Genomic DNA, 20,986 nt, shown 5'->3' with positions numbered 1-20,986 from the left:
GTGTCACTACTTGACTACTTCCGCTCAGAAAAGAAAAATACAGCGTCACTAGCAAAAGAGCGATTGCAGATCATTGTTGCGCATGAGCGCTCACAGCGTGGTACACCTGATTACTTACCACAATTAAAACAGGATATTCTTGATGTTATCCGTAAATACGTCAACATCAGTAATGACGCGGTTCAAGTCCAATTCGATCAAAACGAAGATGACTTAGCGGTATTAGAGCTCAACGTCACTTTACCTGACGAAGAGAAAGAAAAGAAATAACTAAAAGGGCGCTATTAGAGCGCCCTTTTCACATTTTATTACTTTATTTAATGTTCAAATTACTCCTGTTCAACATCATTGCCTGTTACAAAAAGCTCAGTCGTTGATTGTTAGTCTAGCTATAGGTATCAATCAAAGGACATTATGATAAATAAAGTTCTATAGTTTGCTGCACATATTTAAAAAAATACCACGCATTATTTAAACTCTTTAATTCGGCACTTAAAGAATACTCGCCGAATCAAGTAATTTACTTCCTGCCTTTGAGGTAACTGCATAATTAAAACCAGGTTGAATACAATAAGAGCCATATTCACCAGATTTACTCAAGGCTAAAAAACCGACTTGAAACTGTTTATAATCACCCAGCCTATGGGCAATTCGCTCAACTGCGGCCTTACACGCTTGAGTAGGTGTCATACCTTGGCGCATCATTTCAACTACTAAATGGCAGCCTACCGTTTTTATCATCAACTCGCCCATGCCCGTTGCCGTTGCAGCACCGACTTCATTATCAACGTACAAACCGGCTCCTATAATGGGCGAATCACCTACTCTGCCTGACATTTTAAAGGCCGCGCCACTAGTGGTACACGCCCCAGATAAATCGCCATTACTATCAAGCGCTAACATGCCGATTGTGTCGTGGTTTTCAATATTGATCACGGGCGCATATTTTGATTCCACCAGCCAATCTTGCCAGGCCTTTTTGGCTTGCGGAGTTAATAAGTTTTCTTCTATAAACCCTTGTGATTTAGCAAATTGCAGCGCCCCCTCACCTACTAACATCACATGCGGGGTGTTATCCATCACTAACCGGGCAACCGAGATGGGATGCTTAATGTGTTGTAAAAATGCAACTGCGCCACAGTTTTGATTTTCATCCATAATGCAGGCATCGAGAGTAACGTTGCCTTCTCTGTCAGGGTAACCACCATATCCTACTGTCATCACATTTGGGTCTGCTTCAGGAATTCGCACACCGGCTTCCACAGCATCAATGGCTTTACCATGCTCAGCAAGTACCTGCCACGCGGCTTTATTAGCCGCTATACCATGTTGCCACGTTGAGACCACTATGGGTTTAAGTTGCGAATTTAAGCTTTTAATTGATTTATTAACGACCTGTTTTTGAGCCAATACTTTTGCCGTCAGTGTACTCGCTCCTACGGCTAGTAAAGCGGTTATCGATTGTCTTAAAAATTGTCTTTTACTATTCATGACTAAATCCTAGTTATTCATTTTAGTAATATCGTTGCAGCTTTATTTAAAGTCCCACTCAGAATCATTAAAAATAAGGCCAGAGGGATAGCCCTCTGACCTGTAAGTAATTAAAACTATTTTTCTAATCCGAGTAACTCGATTTCGGCAATTTGTAGTAATCCGTCATTATTTGCATTTTTGCTAATGCTAAGACGATAGCTTAAAAAAGCAAAACCATTATTGAATTCAAATGAACGACGTTGCAAACGCTCATCCCAGCTTTCGCCTAACCATGATGAAACAACAGTCCAGGTTTGGCCTCCATCATTTGAACCTAATAAACTAAAGTTCTCAGGGTCTCGTTCAGGTGCATCATTGGCGCTAGTTATTGCAAGACCGCTGACCGTTTGCGGATCACTAAAATCAACTTGAATCCATGCTTGATTTTCTTCTGTTGGCGCTCCTTGCCAATCATTATGATCCAGCCATTTGGTCTGTATATCACCATCAAATGCTTTATCTGCACTTTCTGCATCACCAATACTAAAGCGGGCACTAAATACACTACCGGTAAGTGAAGTTAGATCTTTAAAAGCATAGTCAGGACCAATTAAACCAACTTCGGCAATTTGAACTAAACCATCATTATTGGCATTTTTAGTTACAGCAAGTCGGTAGTGGCTATACGCGAGTGTATTTGCCACAGGAAACGTTCTTTTTTCTAGGCGCTGATCAAAACTTTCGCCGACCCATGCACCGATATCGAACCAGTTTTCACCATCCATCGATGCCATTAAAGTAAATGATTCAGGATCGCGCTCAGGGGCATCGCTTGCACTTGTGAGTGTCAGTGTATTAACTGCTTTTGCTTGCGGTAAAATAACTTGCAACCAAGCTGGATCAGCATTAGTTGGTGGTCCCTGCCAATCGTTATGATCAAGCCATTTGGTATTTACATTATTATCAAATGCTTGCGCTGCACCTTCACTATCACTGATACTATTACGTGCGCTGTAGCTTGCTCCTGCAACTTTACTATGATCTTCTCCTGGCAATTCAGGGCCAATTAAATCGATATCAGCTATTTGTAATAAACCATCATTATTCTTATTTTTGGTCACTTCTAAACGATAACTACTAAATGCTAGTTGATTAGAAAAAGAAAACGCTCTGCGCTGTGCTCTAGAGTCGAATGATTCTCCTACCCAAGTTGCAAGTTTTTGCCACGTGGTGCCATCATCGTTAGAAGCTAGTAAAGCAAAGTTTTCTGGGTCACGTTCAGGCGCATCATTAGCACTGACAATTACTAACTGATCCACGGCTACAGGACTTACAAAGTCCATCTGTATCCATGATGGCTTGTCTTCAGTTGGAGCCCCCTGCCAATCATTGTGATCTAACCACTTTGTTGTAGGGTCATTATCAAATGCTTTATCTGCATTTTCTGCATCCCCAATACTATTACTAGCACTTGTAGTACCGCTGGTAATATCAGTATGATCAACACTTGTAAAAACAGGGCCTACCATCTGAATGTCCGAAACTTGCACTAACCCATCATTGTTTTTATTTTTTGTAATATTAACTCGATAACTAAGGTACTTTTGTCCATTAACGAAGCTAAATTCTTGGCGAGAAAGCCGATCCTCGAATGATGCACCAATAATATTTGCAAGCTCAAACCAACTTTTTCCACCATCATTAGACCCCAATATGGTAAAATTCTCTGGGTCTCGCTCTGGCGCATCGTTAGCACTGGTAATGAATACACTATTTACAGCCTGTGGCTTTGCAAAATCAACTTGTATCCATGAAGGTGATGCTTCACTTGGTGCCCCCAACCAATCATTATGATCAAGCCATTTAGTATCTAGGTTATTATCAAAGGCTTTAGCTGCACTTTCAGCATCACTAATTGCGTTTCTAGCTGTAAATACTGCACCAGTTAAGTTCTCTTGTGTGGTGATTTCTTGAAGTGGGCCTGTTGATAATGCTTCATCAAAAAGCGGTAATGACAGATCAACTATCGAATCTGCAGTTAAGCCTAGTTCAGTGGTTAGAGGGTGACTGCTAATGGCATCATAAATACGCTGACGAAAGGCAGCTAGCGCATCTGCGTCATCGTTTAGTGCAGCCCTAATATTCTGCTGCGCATTATCCATCACTGATTTTAAATTATCAGATTCACTAAACTGTGCAAAAGAAGCATTTAACAACGATAGTTTAATTATTGCCTCATCTGCATATTGCGTTGAGCATACTTGTTCTGCGCTATCATTTTCTTCACAACTTTCACCTAGTATGAAGTTGTCGAGCTTGTCAGCACTTATCACTGCCATGTTAAAAACATTAGTATTGCCCGTTTGCCAACCCATAGTTCGCAACAACAACGCAGACATTTGCGCCTGTGCTAATGCCATTAACTCTGCAGTTGATACATTTCGACCATCAGCAATTTGTTGCTCTACAAGTTGAGTCGCCAAAGTTGTTAATGCGTTGGCTTGCAAAGTTGTGTCTGCAACACCATCGGCATCATTGCCATAAGGTACCGTTAATTGCCCTAACGTTGAAAATACACTCCCAGCAATTGCTGCACCACTGGTTAATTGTGTAAATTCAGCATCACCACAGCGCAGCGCATCACATTGCATTGTAGAACTATCCGTGGTTGAAATATTAAGTTTTACGGTGGAATTGATCCCAAAACCTGCCTCACTGCTTAATTCAATAAAAAAGCGGCCCTCTTGATCGGTATTGCTGGCACTGTTTATTGTTAAATTACTACCATTGAGCGCAGTAACGGCGATATCTGCATTTGATAAAACACCTTTGATTATTGTCCCTGCAATTTCAGCATGTGTAACATCAGGTGTTACTGGTACATTATCTACTTTTGGGTCATTACTTGATCCACCACATGCGCTAAGTAAACTTGCAGTTAAAAGTGAGGTCCCTACAAGTTTAAATATATTTAGTGTATTCATAATTTTGCCTTTTAAAATCAGCTGTTGATAACACGCTAACTAACCGTATTCATTTTGTTTTATTAAACGGTTATAACTTGTCACTGAGTACGTAAAAACTCTTTTTAAAAAGTGCTTAGTTAGCCTGTTGATAAAACGTTTTAGCCAAACCTTAACAATTAAAACCGATAGGTTAGTCCAGCATAATACCGGCGACCGCTATAGCTGCTACTGCGAAGTCGCGCTTTACTATCATCACCATAGAATGTTCGTGACTCTTCTTTTGTTAAATTAATAACCGATGCCGAGAGCACTAAATTTTCCATCACGCTGTATGACGCATTTAAATCAACTTGTTGATAAGGTTCTTGGGATACAGTTAAGCCATCAGCTAATCCTAAGGCCATTTTCCCACGGCGGTTATAAGATGCCCGAACACTGTAGTTATCGTCTTCAAAGTAAGCTGAAAAGTTGAATTGATCATCGGCACTGCCCACTAAGGCTGATTCACCTACTTTTTCACCATCAACACTGACATCAGCTTGATTAGTATCATTGAGGGTATAGTTAGCATTGATACCAAAACCATTATCAAAAGCATGTTGAGCAAATAATTCGATTCCGCGAGAAGTGGCATTAGTACCATTTGCAGTGGTGGTAAATGGTGTTACTGTGATGTCTCCAGCTGGAACAATTTCAACGCCAGTAAAAGGATTTGTAAAACCATCGAATGGACGTTCTGAAGTAATGATCAAAGGCACTATGAAATTATCAACGTCCTTATTAAATAATGCGATGCCAACCGCTGAACCAGTTCCATAATAATATTCAGCTGATAAATCGAGTTGCACAGATTCAAATGGCTGTAATGCTTTATTACCACCCGATCCACTCCAACCTTGATCAACTGGGTTACCTCTAAATTCGAGTCGGTCGTCAGCCCACTCTTGTGATATGAAGGTTAATTGTTCCGGTGCACCTAAATCATTAAAAGGTGCGCGTGACATAGTTTTGGCAGCTGCGGCTCTGATAACCAGAGAATCACTCGCTTCCCAGACTAAATTTAAGCTAGGTAGGAATCTGTCATCTTTGACAGTGCGTAATGTGGTAGTTTCAACATCAACCAAACGCTCATCACCAAGAATATCTTCACCGGTCGCATCATTTATATCATCTAAAAAGTAGTTTATTTTGTCTGAAGACATAATTTGTGTTTGCGTTTCTACATAACGAACGCCGACATTGCCGCGAAAATCACCAAACGAAAAATCAGCTTGAAGATAAGCAGCTGTTATTTTTTCTTCAATATCAAAAACAAAATCGGGTTCACGGCGTGTATATTTAACATATTCATTAGTAACAATATCCCGATATTGCTGCCAATTAATACTCGGCATAGTATTAACTTCAAACCCACCCGCAATATTTTGTTCCGATTCATTATTTAATACATCCTCAAGGTTTGGCATGCCACCAATCCACTGATAGGCAACTTCATCTATTGCACCTTGACTGAATGGATCAAGTTCCCCACTAGCAATGCGATCGGCACCATCTTGAGTAATAAAAAATGTATTATTGGTTTCCCGATGCAGACTTGCTTTTCGATGCTTAACTCCCACACGCAATGTATCAACTATGCCATAAGCAACATGGTAATCTAAATCAAGTTGACCATAGTCTTCTTTTAAGTCACTGACAATGAAACTTGAGCCTGTTGAACCTGGATCAGGATCACCTGCAATACCTGCTTGTAAATTCGCAAGTAATGCTGGATCTGCATATAAAGAAACACGTTCACCTAAGCGCCAACCTGCAAACGATGCCGCATTTTCATTTTTTCCTGAATCACTACGACTGCCAGGCTGACCGCTTTTATACGCTGCATTAAATGACTCCGATGGCCCACCGCTTGCCTTCGTACGACCAAATTTGCCTTTAAGGTCAAAGACATCACCTGCATATTCAAATGCAAAGTCATACGTATCTGAAGTATCTTTTTCTTTTGTATAACTACCTATGATCCAAGGAAACTCTAAATTGCCTTCACTACCGCCTGCACCACTGGTGAAATCCATTCCAGTAACAATAGAGCCCGTTTCATCAAGTATTACACCGGTTAAATAGTCAGGGTTATATTTCCATTCAGGGATCATCAGTTGTGAAGTAGTTCTATCTTGACCTAATTCAAAGTGAAAGTGATTAAATGTCAGCTCTAAATTATCTGTTGGTCGCCATTGCATTGTCGCTTGCACACCAACACGTTCGCGCTTTTCCTCAGTAATGCCCACACCGGCAACTTGCGGTGCCCATACACCATCATAGGAATTACCATACGCATCTTCTAACGCCCCAAAACGCCGAGTACTGTCAGTAATTTCATTGCCATTTACATCAGTTGCTGGCTGCTCGCTCCCCGTTGCCCATCGCCAACCACCTCCGCCTGACATATCTCCAGTCAGAGAGCGGTTAGTACGATCTTGCTTAGTATAACCGAGTAAAAAGCCAACGTTTTCATCTTCATTTTTCCAAGAATACACACCGCTAAAATTAGGCTCATACTCTTTTGTTACATCAGCATAAGTGTATTCAACATTAAATGCACCAGAGTTTGCATCCATATCCAATGGCGTACGACTATTTAGAATAACCGTACCACCTACACCGCCTTCATCTAAGCGAGCTTCTGATGATTTAAAAACTTCAACCGATTGCACCATAGTCGAAGGCAGTAAAGAATAGCTAAAAGAACGAGATGGAGAACCCGGTGATGAAGCAATAAAATTACCGTTAAGTTGAGTGAGGGTTAAATCAGATGACAACCCACGAATACTAACATTCTCGCCTTCACCACCACTGCGAGATATCACAACACCAGGTACTCGTTGTAAAGAATCGGCCACATTCTTATCTGGAAATTTACCTATATCTTCTGCGGTGATTGCATCAACAATCGAATTGGACAGTCGCTTAATCGCTAAATTTTCTGCCATCGAGGCGCGAATCCCCCTGACTTCTATTACTTCTAGATCGCTTTCTTGTTCATTTTGTTGATCTTGTGCGTATGCGCCATTACAGCTTGCCATCACCGCTAGAAGCAATGCAGATTTCTTAAATCGCCGAGCAAGACCCGCCGATTCACGACTGTTATTATTATTGGTCATGTTTATCTCCAGTATTATTGTGTGCTATTGATTGTATTTAGTAACTTAAAACCCACGATAATCCGTGCCAATAAACTTTAAGGCGTTTCATATCTGAGTTAATAGCTTGTTAAACTGCTTTTCAAGAATAGGGTTCTGTCGAAGAAAGTGATAATAGAAATTCGGTTGCCTCTAGAACAAAATCGGCGTTAAGGTTAAAAAAAGATCCAATTAGTGCTGAGCTAGTTTATAGTCGTCAACTTAAATTAATGGCATATAAAAACACTTACCATATTCATGAAAAGTTAAAAAACAAAAATAAGAACATGATTTACAAATGAATTTTATTTATTCTATTATAATCTAATATTATTAAATATTTTATTGTTAACAACATCGCGGGTATTTTGGAACGAAACAATGCGTAAAAATTTAGAAGTCTGTTTAAACGCAGATAGTCATATTCAGTTAGCTGATAATGTAAAAACCGCATTTACAGCTGGTGCCTCTAGAATTGAACTTTGCAGCACAATGCAACTTGAAGGTCTCACTCCTAGTGCGACAGCAATGACTATCGCAGCTCATGCAATGCCCTCAGAAGGCGAGTTGCTTATCATGATACGACCTGTTGCGAATCAATTTATTGTTGATGCAACAATACTGAAGCTAATGCTTACACAAATAGCACACGCGGCACACGCAGGTGCTACCGGTGTTGTTTTTGGTGCGCTAAACGCCAATGACGTTGATATCGCAGCTACCACAGCGCTTATTGCCTGCGCACATAAATATAATTTAGCAACGACATTTCATCGCGCTTTTGATTGTATAGAAGACAGCGAACAGGCAATTGGCCTATTAACTGAACTGGGCATTGATCGTATTCTCACAAATGGCACTAAATGGACTGATGATAAAGGTGTTATGCAAGGTCTTAATCATATACAAACAATCATTAGCCACGCCAATGATCATATAGAAATTGTTATTGGTGGTGGCGTAACCACTGATAATGCAAGTACACTTTGGCAACTTGCCAACAATAATTTAGTGTCACTACATGCCTACTCTGGTGTACACAACAAGGATGGCTGGGTGGATCCGTTATTAATTAACGCAATTTTAAATCAACGAACTAACGAGCAGGCTAAAAATGACTAACCACTTTCAACCGCCGCTGTATTTAGGTATTGATGGCGGCGGTACAAAATGCCGAGTCAGGCTTGAAAACGCACAAGGCACCCTACTTGCTGAGGCAGTAAGCGGTGCAGCAAATATTGCAACTTCTGTTGAAGTAGCGCAGCAATCCATTATTGATGCAACAACACACGCATTACAACAGGCTGGTTTAGGGCTATCAACACTTGGGGCAATTTATGCCTATGCAGGACTCGCTGGCGCTGGCATTGCCGGTGCAAATAAAAAGATGGCACAGTGGCAGCATCCATTTGCACAATTTAACTTTTCAACTGACTTACACATAGCCTGCCAAGGTGCCCATGGTGATAACAGTGGTGCGATTATTATTTTAGGCACTGGCTTTTGTGCTGGAGCAATAAAAAACGGTAACGTTATTGAATTAGGAGGCCATGGATTATTATTAAGTGATGGCGCAAGCGGAGGCTGGATTGGTTTAACTTTATTTCGTTATGCATTAGAGGTTTTAGATGGCTTATCCCCCTCAAGCCCATTAATAAATACCTTATTGGCACAGCTTAATTGTGATACAAGTAACCAGCTGACAGAATTAGCACTCAATGCAAGACCCGCTTACTTTGCCGGTTTTGCGCCTTTAGTTTTCGCAATGCAAGATGATCCTTGGGCCATTATTATTTTAGAGCAAGCAGCGCGCTATATTACCCGTTATATCGATCATTTAGTTAGCCTCGGCTATCACAACATTACATTAATGGGAGGTACAGCCGAGAAAATTACTCCTTGGTTATCTACCAAAGCACAAGGTTATCTATGTGATGCGCATTACCTACCCGAGCAAGGCGCTATTCAATTAGCTAAACGGCTAGCTTAGGGCTCAATTTGGTCGCGCATTTGCGAAGGGATCTCACCAAATAAGCGTCTGAATTGTTTACTAAAATAGCTAGGCTCAGAAAAACCGCATTGATAGGCTATTTGTGAAATTGGTAAACGAGTTTCAACAAGTAGCTTACGTGCGTTTTCTAAACGTATTTCGTTAATAAATTGATTAGGTGTTTTTGCTAAATGTTTTTTAAATCGCCGCTCTAACGCACTTACCGATAAATGAGCAAGCTCGGCAAGTTCTTCAATACAGATATTGCGATGATAGTGTTCACGTATATAATTTACTGGCCCTTCAATCGCTCTTACATGCGACAAAGCCTTTGATGTTTTTTGTAAATGCCGTGTAACGCCATAGGTGCCCAGTATTTGACCATCGTCAGCTAAAATTGCTTTTTTGGACGTTGAAAACCAGGCCAATTCACCATTTGAGGTTTGGTTTAGCTCCAAACGATCAGTAACAACATAGCCATTCATTACACGTTTATCGTCATTGACGTACTGAAATGCTAAGTGCTTGGATGAAAAATCAAAATCAGTTTTCAGTAAAATTTGCTCTAATGACTTATACCCTTGATGTTCAATAAAATGTTGATTTGCGTACAGAATTCGACTCTCAGAATCCTTCACCCAGAACAAAATATCAGGTAATAAATCAAATGCCGCGATCAGTTGATTTACACCCGCTTTATTTATGATCCCTTGCACTTCCATAATAATATATTCTATAAATATGAATTTATAATAATACATAAAACGCCGATTTTATTGCATTGTCAACCGAATTTTTATTATCCCTTACGCTGTTCATTCTCTATTATCAATAACATGATATTAACTAAACTCAGTAGACGATTACTGACATGGAGCTTTTTTCATGAATAATGCCAAAATCCGCATGGGGATGGTCGGTGGTGCACAAGGTGCATTTATTGGTGCAATCCATCGCATTGCTGCACGCTTAGATGGCTTAATTGAGTTAGTCGCAGGCTCCTTTAGTTCAGATCCAACACGCAGCCAAGCTACTGCTGCAATGCTAGGAATAAATCCAACTCGTTGCTATGACAGCTACCAACAAATGTTTAGCGAAGAAGCTAAGTTACCTGCCGATCAACGAATTGATTTTGTGGCAATAGTGACGCCAAATCATTTGCATTTCCCAATTGCAAAGTGTGCGATTGAAGCAGGTTTTCACGTTTTATCAGATAAGCCAGCCACCCTAAATTTAGAACAAGCGCTGTTATTAGAAAAAACTCTGCAAGCCAGTGATTGTTTATATGGATTAACTCATACCTACACTGGTTACCCGATGATTAAAGAAGCGCGCCAACGTATTACTGATGGCGAGCTGGGCGCTATTCGTAAAATTATTGTTGAGTACAGCCAAGGTTGGCTTGCCACCAGCGAAGATGAAAATGCCAAACAAGCCAAATGGCGTTTAGATGCTGATAAGGCCGGTATTAGTTGTTGTATAGCTGATATAGGAGTGCATGCTGCAAATCTAGCTGAATACGTGAGCGGCCTAGAAATCACCGCACTATGCGCTGACTTAAATCATGTTGTTGCAGGCAGAACACTCGATGATGATGGCACCGTTTTACTGCGCTTTAACAACGACTCTAAGGGAGTTCTTCTTGCTAGCCAAGTTGCATTAGGAGAAGAAAACAATCTTAATTTGCGTATTTATGGCGATCAAGCAAGTCTTGAGTGGTCACAAATGGAACCAAATAGTTTGTGGCTCAAAAGTCATAACGCGCCAACCACCCTATTACGTGCAGGTGTTGGCCTAAAAAGTACTGCGGCACAAAATTCACTGCGAACACCTGCAGGCCATCCAGAAGGATACCTTGAAGCATTTGCCAATATCTATGTCAATTTTGCAAAACAAATTCACGCAAAAAAAGCCGGATACTCAGCATCTAACAGTGACTTCGACGTGCCTGGTATTAAAGAAGCAATTCGCGGAATGGCATTTATAGAAAATGCTGTAGCAGCGTCGAGCAAAGACACTAAGTGGCAACCATTTAAAATTGGATAAAAAATGAAACAAATTAAAGGTCCAGCGATCTTCTTAGCACAATTCATCAGCGATGAAGCTCCTTTCAACAGCTTTGTCACTATTTGTCAGTGGGCAGCAAATTTAGGCTACAAAGCAATTCAGCTACCGACTGCAAATTCTCGTATTTTCGATTTAGAAAAAGCAGCCCAAAGCCAAGATTATTGCGATGAAGTGACTAGTATTGCTGCACAGGCAGGGCTTACAATTTCAGAGTTATCAACTCATTTACAAGGGCAGCTCGTAGCCGTTCATCCGGCTTATGATGAAATGTTTGACAATTTTGCCCCTCAAGCACTACGCGGTGACCCTATAGCCAGAACGAAATGGGCCATCAATCAGTTAATGATGGCCGCTAAAGCCAGTAAAAATTTGGGCTTGAAAAGCCATGTGACTTTTTCAGGAGCACTACTTTGGCATACTTTTTATCCTTGGCCGCAGCGTCCAAAAGGACTGGTAGAGCAAGGATTCCAAGAACTTGCGAAACGCTGGCTACCAATCCTCAACTACTTTGATGAAATGGATGTGGATGTTTGCTATGAACTTCACCCAGGGGAAGATTTACATGATGGCGTAACGTTTGAGCGCTTTTTAGCTGCGACAAATAATCATCCTCGGGTAAATATTCTTTATGATCCCAGCCATTTCATCTTACAACAACTTGATTACTTATCATTTATTGATATTTATCACCATCGTATTAAAGCATTTCACGTCAAAGATGCAGAGTTTAATCCAAATGGTCGCAGCGGTATTTATGGTGGCTATCAAGATTGGCAAGACCGCCCTGGTCGGTTTCGCTCCTTAGGTGATGGCCAAATTGATTTCAAAAGTATCTTCAGCAAATTAACGCAATATGGTTTTGATGGCTGGGCAGTTCTAGAGTGGGAGTGTTGCATTAAACATCCTGAAGATGGGGCGAAAGAAGGCGCACAATTTATAAAAGAGCATTTGATCCGCCCTACGGCTAAAGCATTTGATGACTTTAGCGCAATGGACACAAATGATCAGCGAAATAAGCGGATATTAGGTATTTAATAAACAGGGTCACACACAATGAATAACAACAATAATCGTATTATTTTTCGGCTTTGCTGCATTGCATTAATTGTCACATCAATGACTTTCGCAATAAGGGCTGGCGTTTTAGGACAACTAGGCGAGCAGTTCGGCCTCACTGGTACACAGCTAGGCTGGGTAAATGCCATGGCATTTTTAGGGTTTCCGGTTGCAACCATGCTCGGGGGCATCATTTATAACGCGATTGGTGCTAAAAAGTTGGTTGCATTAGCGTTTATTTGCCACCTAGGCGGACTTATTTTAACTATCACTGCAGATGGTTTTTGGGGATTATTGATCTCTACCTTTTTAATTGGCTTTGCCAATGGATCGGTTGAAGCCGGTTGTAATCCACTGATCGCCCAAATGTATCCTAAAAACACCACCACTATGTTAAACCGCTTTCATGTTTGGTTTCCTGGCGGGATCGTAATTGGTGCATTAGCTTCAAATGCAATGACATCCGCTGGCTTCAGCTGGCAATGGCAAGTTTCGCTGATCCTTGTGCCCACCATTATTTATGGTGTGATGATGCTTAAAGCGAAATTTCCACAGTTTGATACACAGCAAAATTCAACCACCAGCAACTTAAAACACTTACTCTCGCCGCTGTATTTGTTTCTCATTATTTGCATGACACTGACAGCAGTCACCGAATTTGGCACACAGCAATGGATTGAGCAAATCCTTGGCTCGTCAGGCGCTTCGCCTATGGTTATTTTAGCTTTGATCACCGGATTGATGGCATTAGGTCGGTTTTTTGCGGGCCCGATTGTGCACCGCTTTAGTCCATCGGGTGTCCTACTGGGCTCAGCCATTTTTTCAACACTAGGGATATTTTTAATGAGCCAAGCGCAAGGTAATACCATCTACCTTGCCGCAGCACTATTTGCCGTTGGCGTTACTTATTTTTGGCCAACCATGATCGGTTGTGTCGCTGAGTATGCCCCAAAAACAGGTGCACTTGGCATGTCGTTAATTGGTGGAGCTGGCATGTTTGCAATGAGTATCTGGAACCCCGTCATAGGCCATTGGATTGATAATGCGCGAACACAAGCACAAACAACTAGTGTCAGTGTAGAACAAGTTGAAGTGCTCGCAGGACAAGCTGTATTACAAAATCTACTGGTTTTTCCGATTGTACTGATCATTGTATTTATTGGTCTTCATCTGTTTATAACAAAAAATAAAAACGTTGAGAAATACGTTTAGTCATAACAAGTAACACACAAAAAATAAGGGGTATTATATGCTTAAATCAATCTCGATGTTGTCAATTGCACTGGCTTTTAGTAGCAGTGCTTTTGCTAAGACACCCGATAACCAACTTTCTAAAGAAGAACAATCAGCTGGCTGGCAATTACTGTTCGATGGCAAAGATATGTCGCACTGGCGCAATTTTAAAAGTGAGACACTCAGCCCAAAATGGACCATAGACAATGGCGCAATGTTACTCACTAAAGGCGGCGGCGACATACTCACGAAAAAAGTCTATCGCAATTTTGATTTACAAATAGATTGGAAAATTTCAACTAAAGGGAATAGCGGTATTTTTGTGCTGGCAGATGAAATTGGCAGTATGATTTATTCTCACGCCCCTGAAATTCAAATAATTGATAACGAAGAGCACCCAGATAACAAAATAGACTCACACTTGGCTGGCTCTCTTTACGATCTGTTTGCAGCCCCGACAACAGCGCATAAACCAGCCAATAATTGGAATAGTGTTCGTATTCGTATGCAAGATAAACACTTGCAGGTTTGGCAAAATGGCATAAGTACATTAAGCATAGTAATCGGCAGCACAACATGGAATACCCTTGTCGCAAATAGCAAATTTGCTACTTGGAGTAACTTTGCTGCGGCAGAGCAAGGACATATAGGTCTTCAAGACCATGGTGACAAAGTGTGGTTTAAAAATATAAAAATTAAGGAACTATAAGCATGTCTACATTTGATCATAAAGTACTGGTTGTTGGCTCCGGCGCAGGTGGCGCAATGGCCGCTTATACCTTAACTAAACTAGGCCATAAAGTATTATTACTTGAAGCGGGGCGTGATTACGATCCAAAAAAAGAAAGCCCAATGTTTCGCCGTAACAGTGAAGCTCCTTTAATGGGCGCAGGAAATAAAGACAAAAACTTTGGCTTTTACGATGCAACCGTCGATGGTGGCTGGCAAGTTCCTGATGAGCCTTACAGTAACGCCAAAGGCACTGATTTTTACTGGTGGCGTGCGCGCATGCTAGGTGGAAGAACTAATCACTGGGGACGTTACTCATTACGCTTTAGTGAACATGATTTTAAAGGTAAGAGCCAAGATGGCAACGGCGCAGATTGGCCTTTCACTTATGATGATATCGCACCATGGTACGACATCACGGAAGAACTAGTGGGTATTTGCGGCACCAATACCGGCCTTGATGATATGCCGCCATCTGCACCTGGGGTATTACAGCCACCACCAACGCCGCGAATTCCTGAGTTACTTATTGCTGCCAGTGCGAAAAAACTGGGTATCGCAGCCGTGCCTATGCACAGAGCAGTATTAACTCGGCCAAAAGATGATCGTATGGCATGCTTTTATGCAACACCTTGTGGCCATGGTTGCTCAATCGGCGCGGCGTTTCAAACTACAACCTCATTATTACCTATGGCAAAAGCAACTGGGAATTTAGAAATAATTACTGATGCAATGGTTAAATCAGTGGCTGTTAATGATGACGGTAAAGTAACGGGTGTTACTTATATAGATAAGCAAACCGTAGCTGAAAAAACACTAACAGCAGATATCGTGATCCTTGCCGCTAGTGCCTGCGAATCCGCACGTATTTTGCTAAATTCAAAACACGCCAAGCATCCCAAAGGTTTAGCTAACTCAAGTGGCCAAGTAGGTCGTAACTTAATGGATTCAACCGGTGCTTGGCTTGGTGCGCAAGTTCCAGCATTAAAAGGTCGCCCACGTTATAACGAAGATGGCCACACTGGGAACCATTTATTTATTCCTTGGTGGGGACACAAAGCACATGCCAAAGGTGAGCTTGATTTTCCTCGTGGTTATCACTTTGAGATCAGTAGCGGTTTTAATCAACCTGGCTCTGGAGTCTCTGGCGATAAACGTGGTTATGGTATTGAACTAAAACAACAAGTTCGTGATGCCTATGGATCTTATGTTGGCTTTGCGCTGCGCGGAGAAATGCTCCCCAACGATGATACCTACATGGAAATTGATGAAAATGTTAAAGATAAATGGGGCATTCCGGTTTCGAAATTTCATTTCAAATGGTCAGATCGTGAGCTAAAACAAATTGAGCACGGCTTAAAAACAGCGAAACAGATCCTTGAAAATCTAGGAGCTACTGTGGGCAAATTACCTGCTGCTGAAAAAGCAATTTCAAAAGGTGGCGAGATCATTCATGAAGTAGGCACCACTCGCATGGGTAGCTCAGCAAAGGATTCAGTGACCAATCAATGGGGCCAAACATGGGATTGCAACAACTTATTTGTGATGGATGCTGGGGTATTTGCCTCTAATCCACATAAAAATTGCACATTAACCATCATGACATTGGCAATGCGTAATTCAACCTGGATAGCCAAACAAATAGAACAAGGAGCGCTGTAACATGCATAATGAAGATCGTGTTGACTCATACAAATATATTTCCGGCATGACACGGCGTGAATCGTTAAAGTGGCTTGGTTTATTAGCCGCAGGTTCCGCCGTATCACTTTCAGCAGGGTGTAGTAAAGCGTTAGAAGAGAAAATTAGTGATAAAGGACATTGGCCTGACTTAGATTTACAACCTATAACAGCTAAAGGTTATGGCACTGATCCCAATATGGTTATGCCACCACAATCACCTTGGCCATTGACATTAACTCAAGCACAATTAAATTTAGTTGCGGTGTTAGCCGATTATATCGTGCCTAGCGAAGGTAACAACCCAAGTGCAACAGAGGTAAATGTACCAAGTGTGATTGATGAGTGGGTAAGCTCACCTTATAACGGTCAACAAAAAGACCGCGTTACTATTTTACACGGCTTAGCATGGATCGATGATGAGGCAGTGCTGCGTTATAAAGCACCATTTGTCGCATTGAAAAAAGAGCAACAAACAGCCATCTTAAATGATATTGCTTATTTTGATGATGAAACTCCTGCGCAGTTTCAACGCATTGGTAATGCTTTTTTACGCTTTAAAAACCTTGTACTTGGTGCCTACTTTTGTACACCGCAAGGTTGTAAAGATATTGGCTATTTAGGCAATGTGCCTATTGCAGGCGATTACCCAGGACCTACTGACGAAGCAAAAGCCCATTTAGATAGCGTTTTAGCTGAACTGGGTTTGACTGAGTATGCTTATCAAGATTCAGTTGCCAGTTAACGCTAAGTTATTTTTTAGCTAGCCCAGCCCTAAGCAGGGAGCAATTCCCTGCTTTTCCTCGTAGGTGTTTTTTATGTTCAAAATCAAATCATTATTTAATTATGTTATTTCAATTCTATTTATTTTTTGTGTTTTAAACTCGCTGTCTATCTATGCAAAAACAAGCAAACAACTACTCCCCGTTAGTGTTCAGCTTTGGTCTGTTAAAGATGCCTTAAAAGCGGATTTTGATGGCACCCTTTCATCTATTGCTGATATGGGCTTTCAAGGTGTGGAATTTGCAGGTGACTTTGGGCCTTATAAGAACAATCCAAGTGCACTGAAGGACAAACTCGCGAAGCTAAATTTAGTCGCTAGTAGCGCACATATCGGCTTTGATTCCTTAACGGATGACACCTTAGCAGACACATTATTGTTTTATAAAACCCTTGGTGTTTCGATTTTATTTGTACCTTGGGATGAAAGAGCTTGGCAGCCACAAGGAATCACCTCTCTGACCGAACAACTCACTCAGGTTAATGAAATCGCTCAGCGCTATGCTATGCACATCGGTTTTCACAACCATAATAAGGAGTTTAATCAATTCCAAAACGCGACATACTGGGACGCTATTGCCAGTAATACGCCATATACCCTGCCACTGCAGCTTGATATAGGTTGGGTACATTATGCAGGAAAAGATCCTGAATATTTCATTAAAAAATACCCAGGACGAACCCTGGCTACCCACTTAAAAGTTCGCACCCATCCTAACGATGGCTTAAGTCCTATATTAGGTGAAAATGATTATCCATGGCAAAAAATAATTGAAACATTGATTGTTGATGGCGCCACTCAGTGGCTAGTCGTAGAGCAAGAAGAATACCCGAATGGGTTAACACCAATGCAAAGCGTGGCTAAATCTAAAGTTAATTTAGATAAGATCCTCGCTAAAATGGGCGAATAAAGTAACTTTCTCCGCCCTCTGACACAAACAGTAGGGACTAACAATAGTACATTAACTATCTTAGTCCCTATGAACTCTTAATAATTATACATCCCACTCTTTCAGTGTGTCTTTTAAGTATTCATAACGCCATGAGTTAAGTAAATCGGGCTTTGGAGTCTGTTCACGCTCAGCGCTGGTTAACTTCCAATTCCAACTGATCAACTGGTTGATTTGCTTTTTAGATGCAAATACATCTTCTGGAATGCCCTGTTTTTTAGCAACTGCAGTGATTTTTTGTTTAATTTCTTTGGCTACTTTTTTATAACTTGGAAAGTCAATAAGTCGTCTTAGTGGCTCAGGAAAATCTGCAACAGGGATCACTTTAGCTTTTTCAATACACTTTAAGATTTCAACGCCCGAGCGGTTAACTTCGATGCTATCGACTTCTGGGACATTACGCATTGCAGTTAAACTCGTTGGTTTGCGTTTTGCCAATTCAACCAAGCAATGCTCTTTTAATACAAAGTTAAGCGCTAAATTTTTGCGTATCGCTTTGTTACGACGCCAAGCCGCAAGCTCTCTTAATACAGCAAGATCCGCAGGTTTTAATTGCCAAGCATTTTTAATGTCTCGATACAGATGTTCATCCGGTGTTTGATAAGCCCGTTTTTGTGCAATCAACTCACTTTCATTGATCACAATATCAAAGAAACCAGCGTCGTTGATTTGTTCAATAATAATTTTAAAGCACGGTAATAAATGAAATACATCAGCTGCAGCGTAATCGAGTTGTTTAATTGTTAGCGGACGCTGTAACCAATTGGTCCGTGATTCGCTTTTGTCGATTTCAATATCGAGTAAATTTTTTACCATATGAGCAAAGCCCATGCAGTTGCCATTGCCTAATAATTGCAAGGCAAATTGGCTATCAAATAAGGGAGCTGGTACGAAGCCGGCGTATTTTTGAAATACTTCAATATCTTCCGACGGTGAATGCAAGACTTTTAACACCGCAGGATCACGTAGAATCTGCCAAAAATCAAACAATGATAGCTCGGCTAGAGGATCGATTAATGCTAAATGTTCGCCGTCATAAACTTGAATAAGGGCAACTTCAGGATACAAAGTACGACGACGCATAAATTCTGTATCAATTGCTAAGATGGGTTTGTTACGGATCTGCTCTACAAACTCATTTAATTGATTTTGGGTTTGGATCAATTGATATTGCACTTAATCTCCTACAATAAAAAAGCCGACATATGTCGGCTTTTTTAGCTTGCTAATCTTTCAAGGCTCGTCTGAGTATTTTGCCAACGTTTGTTTTTGGCAATTCATCCCTAAACTCAACCAGTTTAGGGACCTTGTAATTAGTTAAATTATCACGACAGTGTTTTATTATATCTTTTTCAGTCAAAGATGGGTCTTTTTTAACAATAAAAACTTTAACTTGTTCGCCGCTAACATCATGAGGGATACCAATTGCTGCTGCTTCTAAAACACCTTCATGCATTGCAATCACTTCTTCGATCTCATTTGGGAACACATTAAAGCCAGATACGATGATCATATCTTTTTTACGGTCAACAATATAAAAGAATCCTTCATCGTCATAAGTGGCTATATCCCCTGTGGCAAACCAACCATCTTGCAAACACTCAGCCGTTGCATCAGGACGATTATAATAACCAACCATCACTTGTGGACCTTTAACCCATAATTCGCCCGGCTCACCTTTGGCTGCTTCTTCACCATTATCTAACATCAACTTGATCTCAGTATTAGGTGCAGGTAAACCAATCGAACCATTGTATGAATCTAGATCATAAGGACTGACAGTAACTAATGGCGAACACTCAGTTAAACCATACCCTTCCATTAATTTGCTACTGGTGATCTTTTGCCATTTTTCAGCAACAGGTCGCTGTACAGCCATACCACCACCAAGGGACATTTTCAAACTTGAAAAATCAAGCTCGGCAAAACCCGGTGTGTTCAACAAACCATTAAATAATGTATTTACACCCGTGATCGCGGTGAATTTATGTTGGCCTAATTCTTTCACAAAGCCTTTCATATCACGCGGATTAGTGATCAATAAATTTAATCCGCCATACTTCATAAACGTTAAGCAGTTCGCTGTTAGTGCAAAGATATGATAAAGCGGTAAAGCAGTGACAACAACTTCTTTGCCACGTTCTAACACTTGATCTAAGCAACCAGAAACCTGCTCTAAGTTACCTACCATATTGCCATGGGTCAGCATTGCACCTTTAGAGACACCCGTTGTGCCACCGGTATATTGTAAAAAAGCAATATCAGATAAACACACTTCAGGTTTAATGTAATCTTTTTCGTTCGCTGCAAGTAAGGCTTCAAACTTAATGGGGTTAGGCAATGAATAGCTTGGCACCATTTTTTTAATATGCTTAACAACAAAGTTAACCAAGTGCTTTTTAAAGCCACCCACCATATCACCCACTTGGGTAACTACGATGTGTTTTACTTTAGTGTGCGGCAATGCTTTTTCAAGCGTATCTGCAAAGTTAGCCAGTATAAAAATCGCTGATGTTTCTGAATCATTTAATTGATGTTCAAGCTCACGTACAGTGTAAAGCGGATTAACGTTAACTACGACACAACCGGCACGTAAAATACCGAGTATTGAAACAGGTGTTTGTAATAAATTTGGCATCATTACAGCCACTTTATCGCCTTTTTTCAATCCCAGCTCTTTTTGAATATACACAGCAACACGTTTTGTTGCTTGGTCTATTTCATCATAGCTCAATGTTTTACCCATATTGGTAAAAGCAGGCAAGTCTTTGTAGTCAGTGAAGCTTTTTTCAAACACTTCTAACAACGAGTTGTAGTGCTCAGGATCGATTGTTTCAGGCATACCCTCTGGGTAGCGCTTCAGCCAAATTTTGTCCACTCTTA

The 20,986-nt window shown here is 40.9% G+C and carries 16 protein-coding genes; 10 read left to right on the top strand and 6 right to left on the bottom strand.

From position 1 onward, the window contains the following. On the top strand, window positions 1-270 hold the full coding sequence (gene minE, locus H5203_RS06555) for a cell division topological specificity factor MinE (protein WP_145235646.1): 270 nt from the start codon (window positions 1-3) through the stop codon (window positions 268-270). Window positions 271-492: 222 nt separating this feature from the next. Here the strand turns inward: minE and H5203_RS06550 are convergent, their stop codons facing one another. The 3 genes from H5203_RS06550 to H5203_RS06540 all read right to left on the bottom strand — a co-directional run bounded on the left by H5203_RS06550 (window position 493) and on the right by H5203_RS06540 (window position 7,600). Further along, window positions 493-1,491: an isoaspartyl peptidase/L-asparaginase family protein gene (locus H5203_RS06550; protein ID WP_182819518.1), complete on the bottom strand. Its 999-nt coding sequence runs from the start codon at window positions 1,489-1,491 to the stop codon at window positions 493-495. Window positions 1,492-1,607: 116 nt separating this feature from the next. Then, window positions 1,608-4,457: a discoidin domain-containing protein gene (locus H5203_RS06545; RefSeq protein ID WP_182819517.1), complete on the bottom strand. Its 2,850-nt coding sequence runs from the start codon at window positions 4,455-4,457 to the stop codon at window positions 1,608-1,610. A gap of 158 nt (window positions 4,458-4,615) precedes the next feature. Beyond that, complete coding sequence (locus tag H5203_RS06540) at window positions 4,616-7,600, bottom strand: TonB-dependent receptor (protein WP_182819516.1); 2,985 nt, start codon at window positions 7,598-7,600, stop codon at window positions 4,616-4,618. Window positions 7,601-7,999: 399 nt separating this feature from the next. Here H5203_RS06540 and H5203_RS06535 point away from each other — a divergent pair, with 399 nt between their 5' ends. Together H5203_RS06535 and H5203_RS06530 are read left to right on the top strand one after the other, a co-directional pair. Continuing rightward, window positions 8,000-8,740: a copper homeostasis protein CutC gene (locus H5203_RS06535; protein WP_182819515.1), complete on the top strand. Its 741-nt coding sequence runs from the start codon at window positions 8,000-8,002 to the stop codon at window positions 8,738-8,740. Then, window positions 8,733-9,608 carry a BadF/BadG/BcrA/BcrD ATPase family protein gene (locus H5203_RS06530; RefSeq protein WP_182819514.1) on the top strand — a complete coding sequence of 292 codons (876 nt, stop codon included), beginning with the start codon at window positions 8,733-8,735 and terminating at the stop codon, window positions 9,606-9,608. The genes H5203_RS06535 and H5203_RS06530 overlap by 8 nt, the downstream gene beginning before the upstream one ends. Here the strand turns inward: H5203_RS06530 and H5203_RS06525 are convergent. Next, window positions 9,605-10,330, bottom strand: a complete 726-nt coding sequence (locus H5203_RS06525) for an AraC family transcriptional regulator (RefSeq protein WP_149980390.1) — start codon at window positions 10,328-10,330, stop codon at window positions 9,605-9,607. The two genes, H5203_RS06530 and H5203_RS06525, sit on opposite strands and share 4 nt — an antisense overlap. Before the next feature lie 163 nt (window positions 10,331-10,493). Between H5203_RS06525 and H5203_RS06520 the strand changes: the two genes are divergently transcribed. The 7 genes from H5203_RS06520 to H5203_RS06490 all read left to right on the top strand — a co-directional run bounded on the left by H5203_RS06520 (window position 10,494) and on the right by H5203_RS06490 (window position 18,064). Then, a complete protein-coding gene (locus tag H5203_RS06520) occupies window positions 10,494-11,654 on the top strand; it encodes a Gfo/Idh/MocA family protein (RefSeq protein ID WP_182819513.1) in 1,161 nt (386 codons plus the stop codon). A gap of 3 nt (window positions 11,655-11,657) precedes the next feature. Next, window positions 11,658-12,710, top strand: a complete 1,053-nt coding sequence (locus H5203_RS06515; RefSeq protein ID WP_182819512.1) for a sugar phosphate isomerase/epimerase — start codon at window positions 11,658-11,660, stop codon at window positions 12,708-12,710. Between the two features lie 18 nt (window positions 12,711-12,728). Further along, the gene (locus H5203_RS06510; RefSeq protein WP_145235670.1) at window positions 12,729-13,943 is read left to right on the top strand and encodes a sugar MFS transporter; all 1,215 of its coding nucleotides are present in this window, start codon (window positions 12,729-12,731) and stop codon (window positions 13,941-13,943) included. Between the two features lie 37 nt (window positions 13,944-13,980). Beyond that, window positions 13,981-14,673, top strand: a complete 693-nt coding sequence (locus H5203_RS06505) for a DUF1080 domain-containing protein (RefSeq protein ID WP_182819511.1) — start codon at window positions 13,981-13,983, stop codon at window positions 14,671-14,673. A gap of 2 nt (window positions 14,674-14,675) precedes the next feature. Continuing rightward, window positions 14,676-16,355 (top strand): GMC family oxidoreductase, encoded by a 1,680-nt coding sequence (locus H5203_RS06500; protein ID WP_182819510.1) that lies wholly within the window; start codon window positions 14,676-14,678, stop codon window positions 16,353-16,355. Between the two features lies 1 nt (window position 16,356). Further along, on the top strand, window positions 16,357-17,118 hold the full coding sequence (locus H5203_RS06495) for a gluconate 2-dehydrogenase subunit 3 family protein (RefSeq protein WP_145235681.1): 762 nt from the start codon (window positions 16,357-16,359) through the stop codon (window positions 17,116-17,118). A 73-nt stretch (window positions 17,119-17,191) separates the two neighbouring features. Beyond that, window positions 17,192-18,064: a sugar phosphate isomerase/epimerase gene (locus H5203_RS06490; protein ID WP_145235683.1), complete on the top strand. Its 873-nt coding sequence runs from the start codon at window positions 17,192-17,194 to the stop codon at window positions 18,062-18,064. An 84-nt stretch (window positions 18,065-18,148) separates the two neighbouring features. Here the strand turns inward: H5203_RS06490 and rnd are convergent, their stop codons facing one another. Both rnd and fadD read right to left on the bottom strand, forming a co-directional pair. Then, complete coding sequence (gene rnd, locus H5203_RS06485) at window positions 18,149-19,279, bottom strand: ribonuclease D (protein ID WP_145235687.1); 1,131 nt, start codon at window positions 19,277-19,279, stop codon at window positions 18,149-18,151. A 49-nt stretch (window positions 19,280-19,328) separates the two neighbouring features. Next, window positions 19,329-20,981, bottom strand: coding sequence for a long-chain-fatty-acid--CoA ligase FadD (gene fadD / locus H5203_RS06480; RefSeq protein ID WP_145235691.1), 1,653 nt, complete (start codon window positions 20,979-20,981; stop codon window positions 19,329-19,331). Window positions 20,982-20,986: the final 5 nt, after the last annotated feature.

Origin of the sequence: Pseudoalteromonas sp. SG41-1, from assembly GCF_014164575.1 — a bacterium.
In the GTDB taxonomy this organism is placed as follows: Bacteria; Pseudomonadota; Gammaproteobacteria; order Enterobacterales; family Alteromonadaceae; genus Pseudoalteromonas; species Pseudoalteromonas rhizosphaerae.
The sequence above is the reverse complement of the archived record's forward strand: the minus strand, read 5'-3'. Positions and strand labels throughout refer to the sequence as shown.

Coding starts and splice junctions, on each gene's coding strand:
- H5203_RS06495 (WP_145235681.1), top strand. CDS start 16,357: ATGCATAATGAAGATCGTGTTGACTCATACAAATATATTTCCGGCATG.
- H5203_RS06510 (WP_145235670.1), top strand. CDS start 12,729: ATGAATAACAACAATAATCGTATTATTTTTCGGCTTTGCTGCATTGCA.
- H5203_RS06550 (WP_182819518.1), bottom strand. CDS start 1,491: ATGAATAGTAAAAGACAATTTTTAAGACAATCGATAACCGCTTTACTA.
- H5203_RS06520 (WP_182819513.1), top strand. CDS start 10,494: ATGAATAATGCCAAAATCCGCATGGGGATGGTCGGTGGTGCACAAGGT.
- H5203_RS06530 (WP_182819514.1), top strand. CDS start 8,733: ATGACTAACCACTTTCAACCGCCGCTGTATTTAGGTATTGATGGCGGC.
- H5203_RS06500 (WP_182819510.1), top strand. CDS start 14,676: ATGTCTACATTTGATCATAAAGTACTGGTTGTTGGCTCCGGCGCAGGT.
- H5203_RS06490 (WP_145235683.1), top strand. CDS start 17,192: ATGTTCAAAATCAAATCATTATTTAATTATGTTATTTCAATTCTATTT.
- H5203_RS06505 (WP_182819511.1), top strand. CDS start 13,981: ATGCTTAAATCAATCTCGATGTTGTCAATTGCACTGGCTTTTAGTAGC.
- H5203_RS06515 (WP_182819512.1), top strand. CDS start 11,658: ATGAAACAAATTAAAGGTCCAGCGATCTTCTTAGCACAATTCATCAGC.
- H5203_RS06535 (WP_182819515.1), top strand. CDS start 8,000: ATGCGTAAAAATTTAGAAGTCTGTTTAAACGCAGATAGTCATATTCAG.
- H5203_RS06545 (WP_182819517.1), bottom strand. CDS start 4,457: ATGAATACACTAAATATATTTAAACTTGTAGGGACCTCACTTTTAACT.
- H5203_RS06540 (WP_182819516.1), bottom strand. CDS start 7,600: ATGACCAATAATAATAACAGTCGTGAATCGGCGGGTCTTGCTCGGCGA.
- H5203_RS06525 (WP_149980390.1), bottom strand. CDS start 10,330: ATGGAAGTGCAAGGGATCATAAATAAAGCGGGTGTAAATCAACTGATC.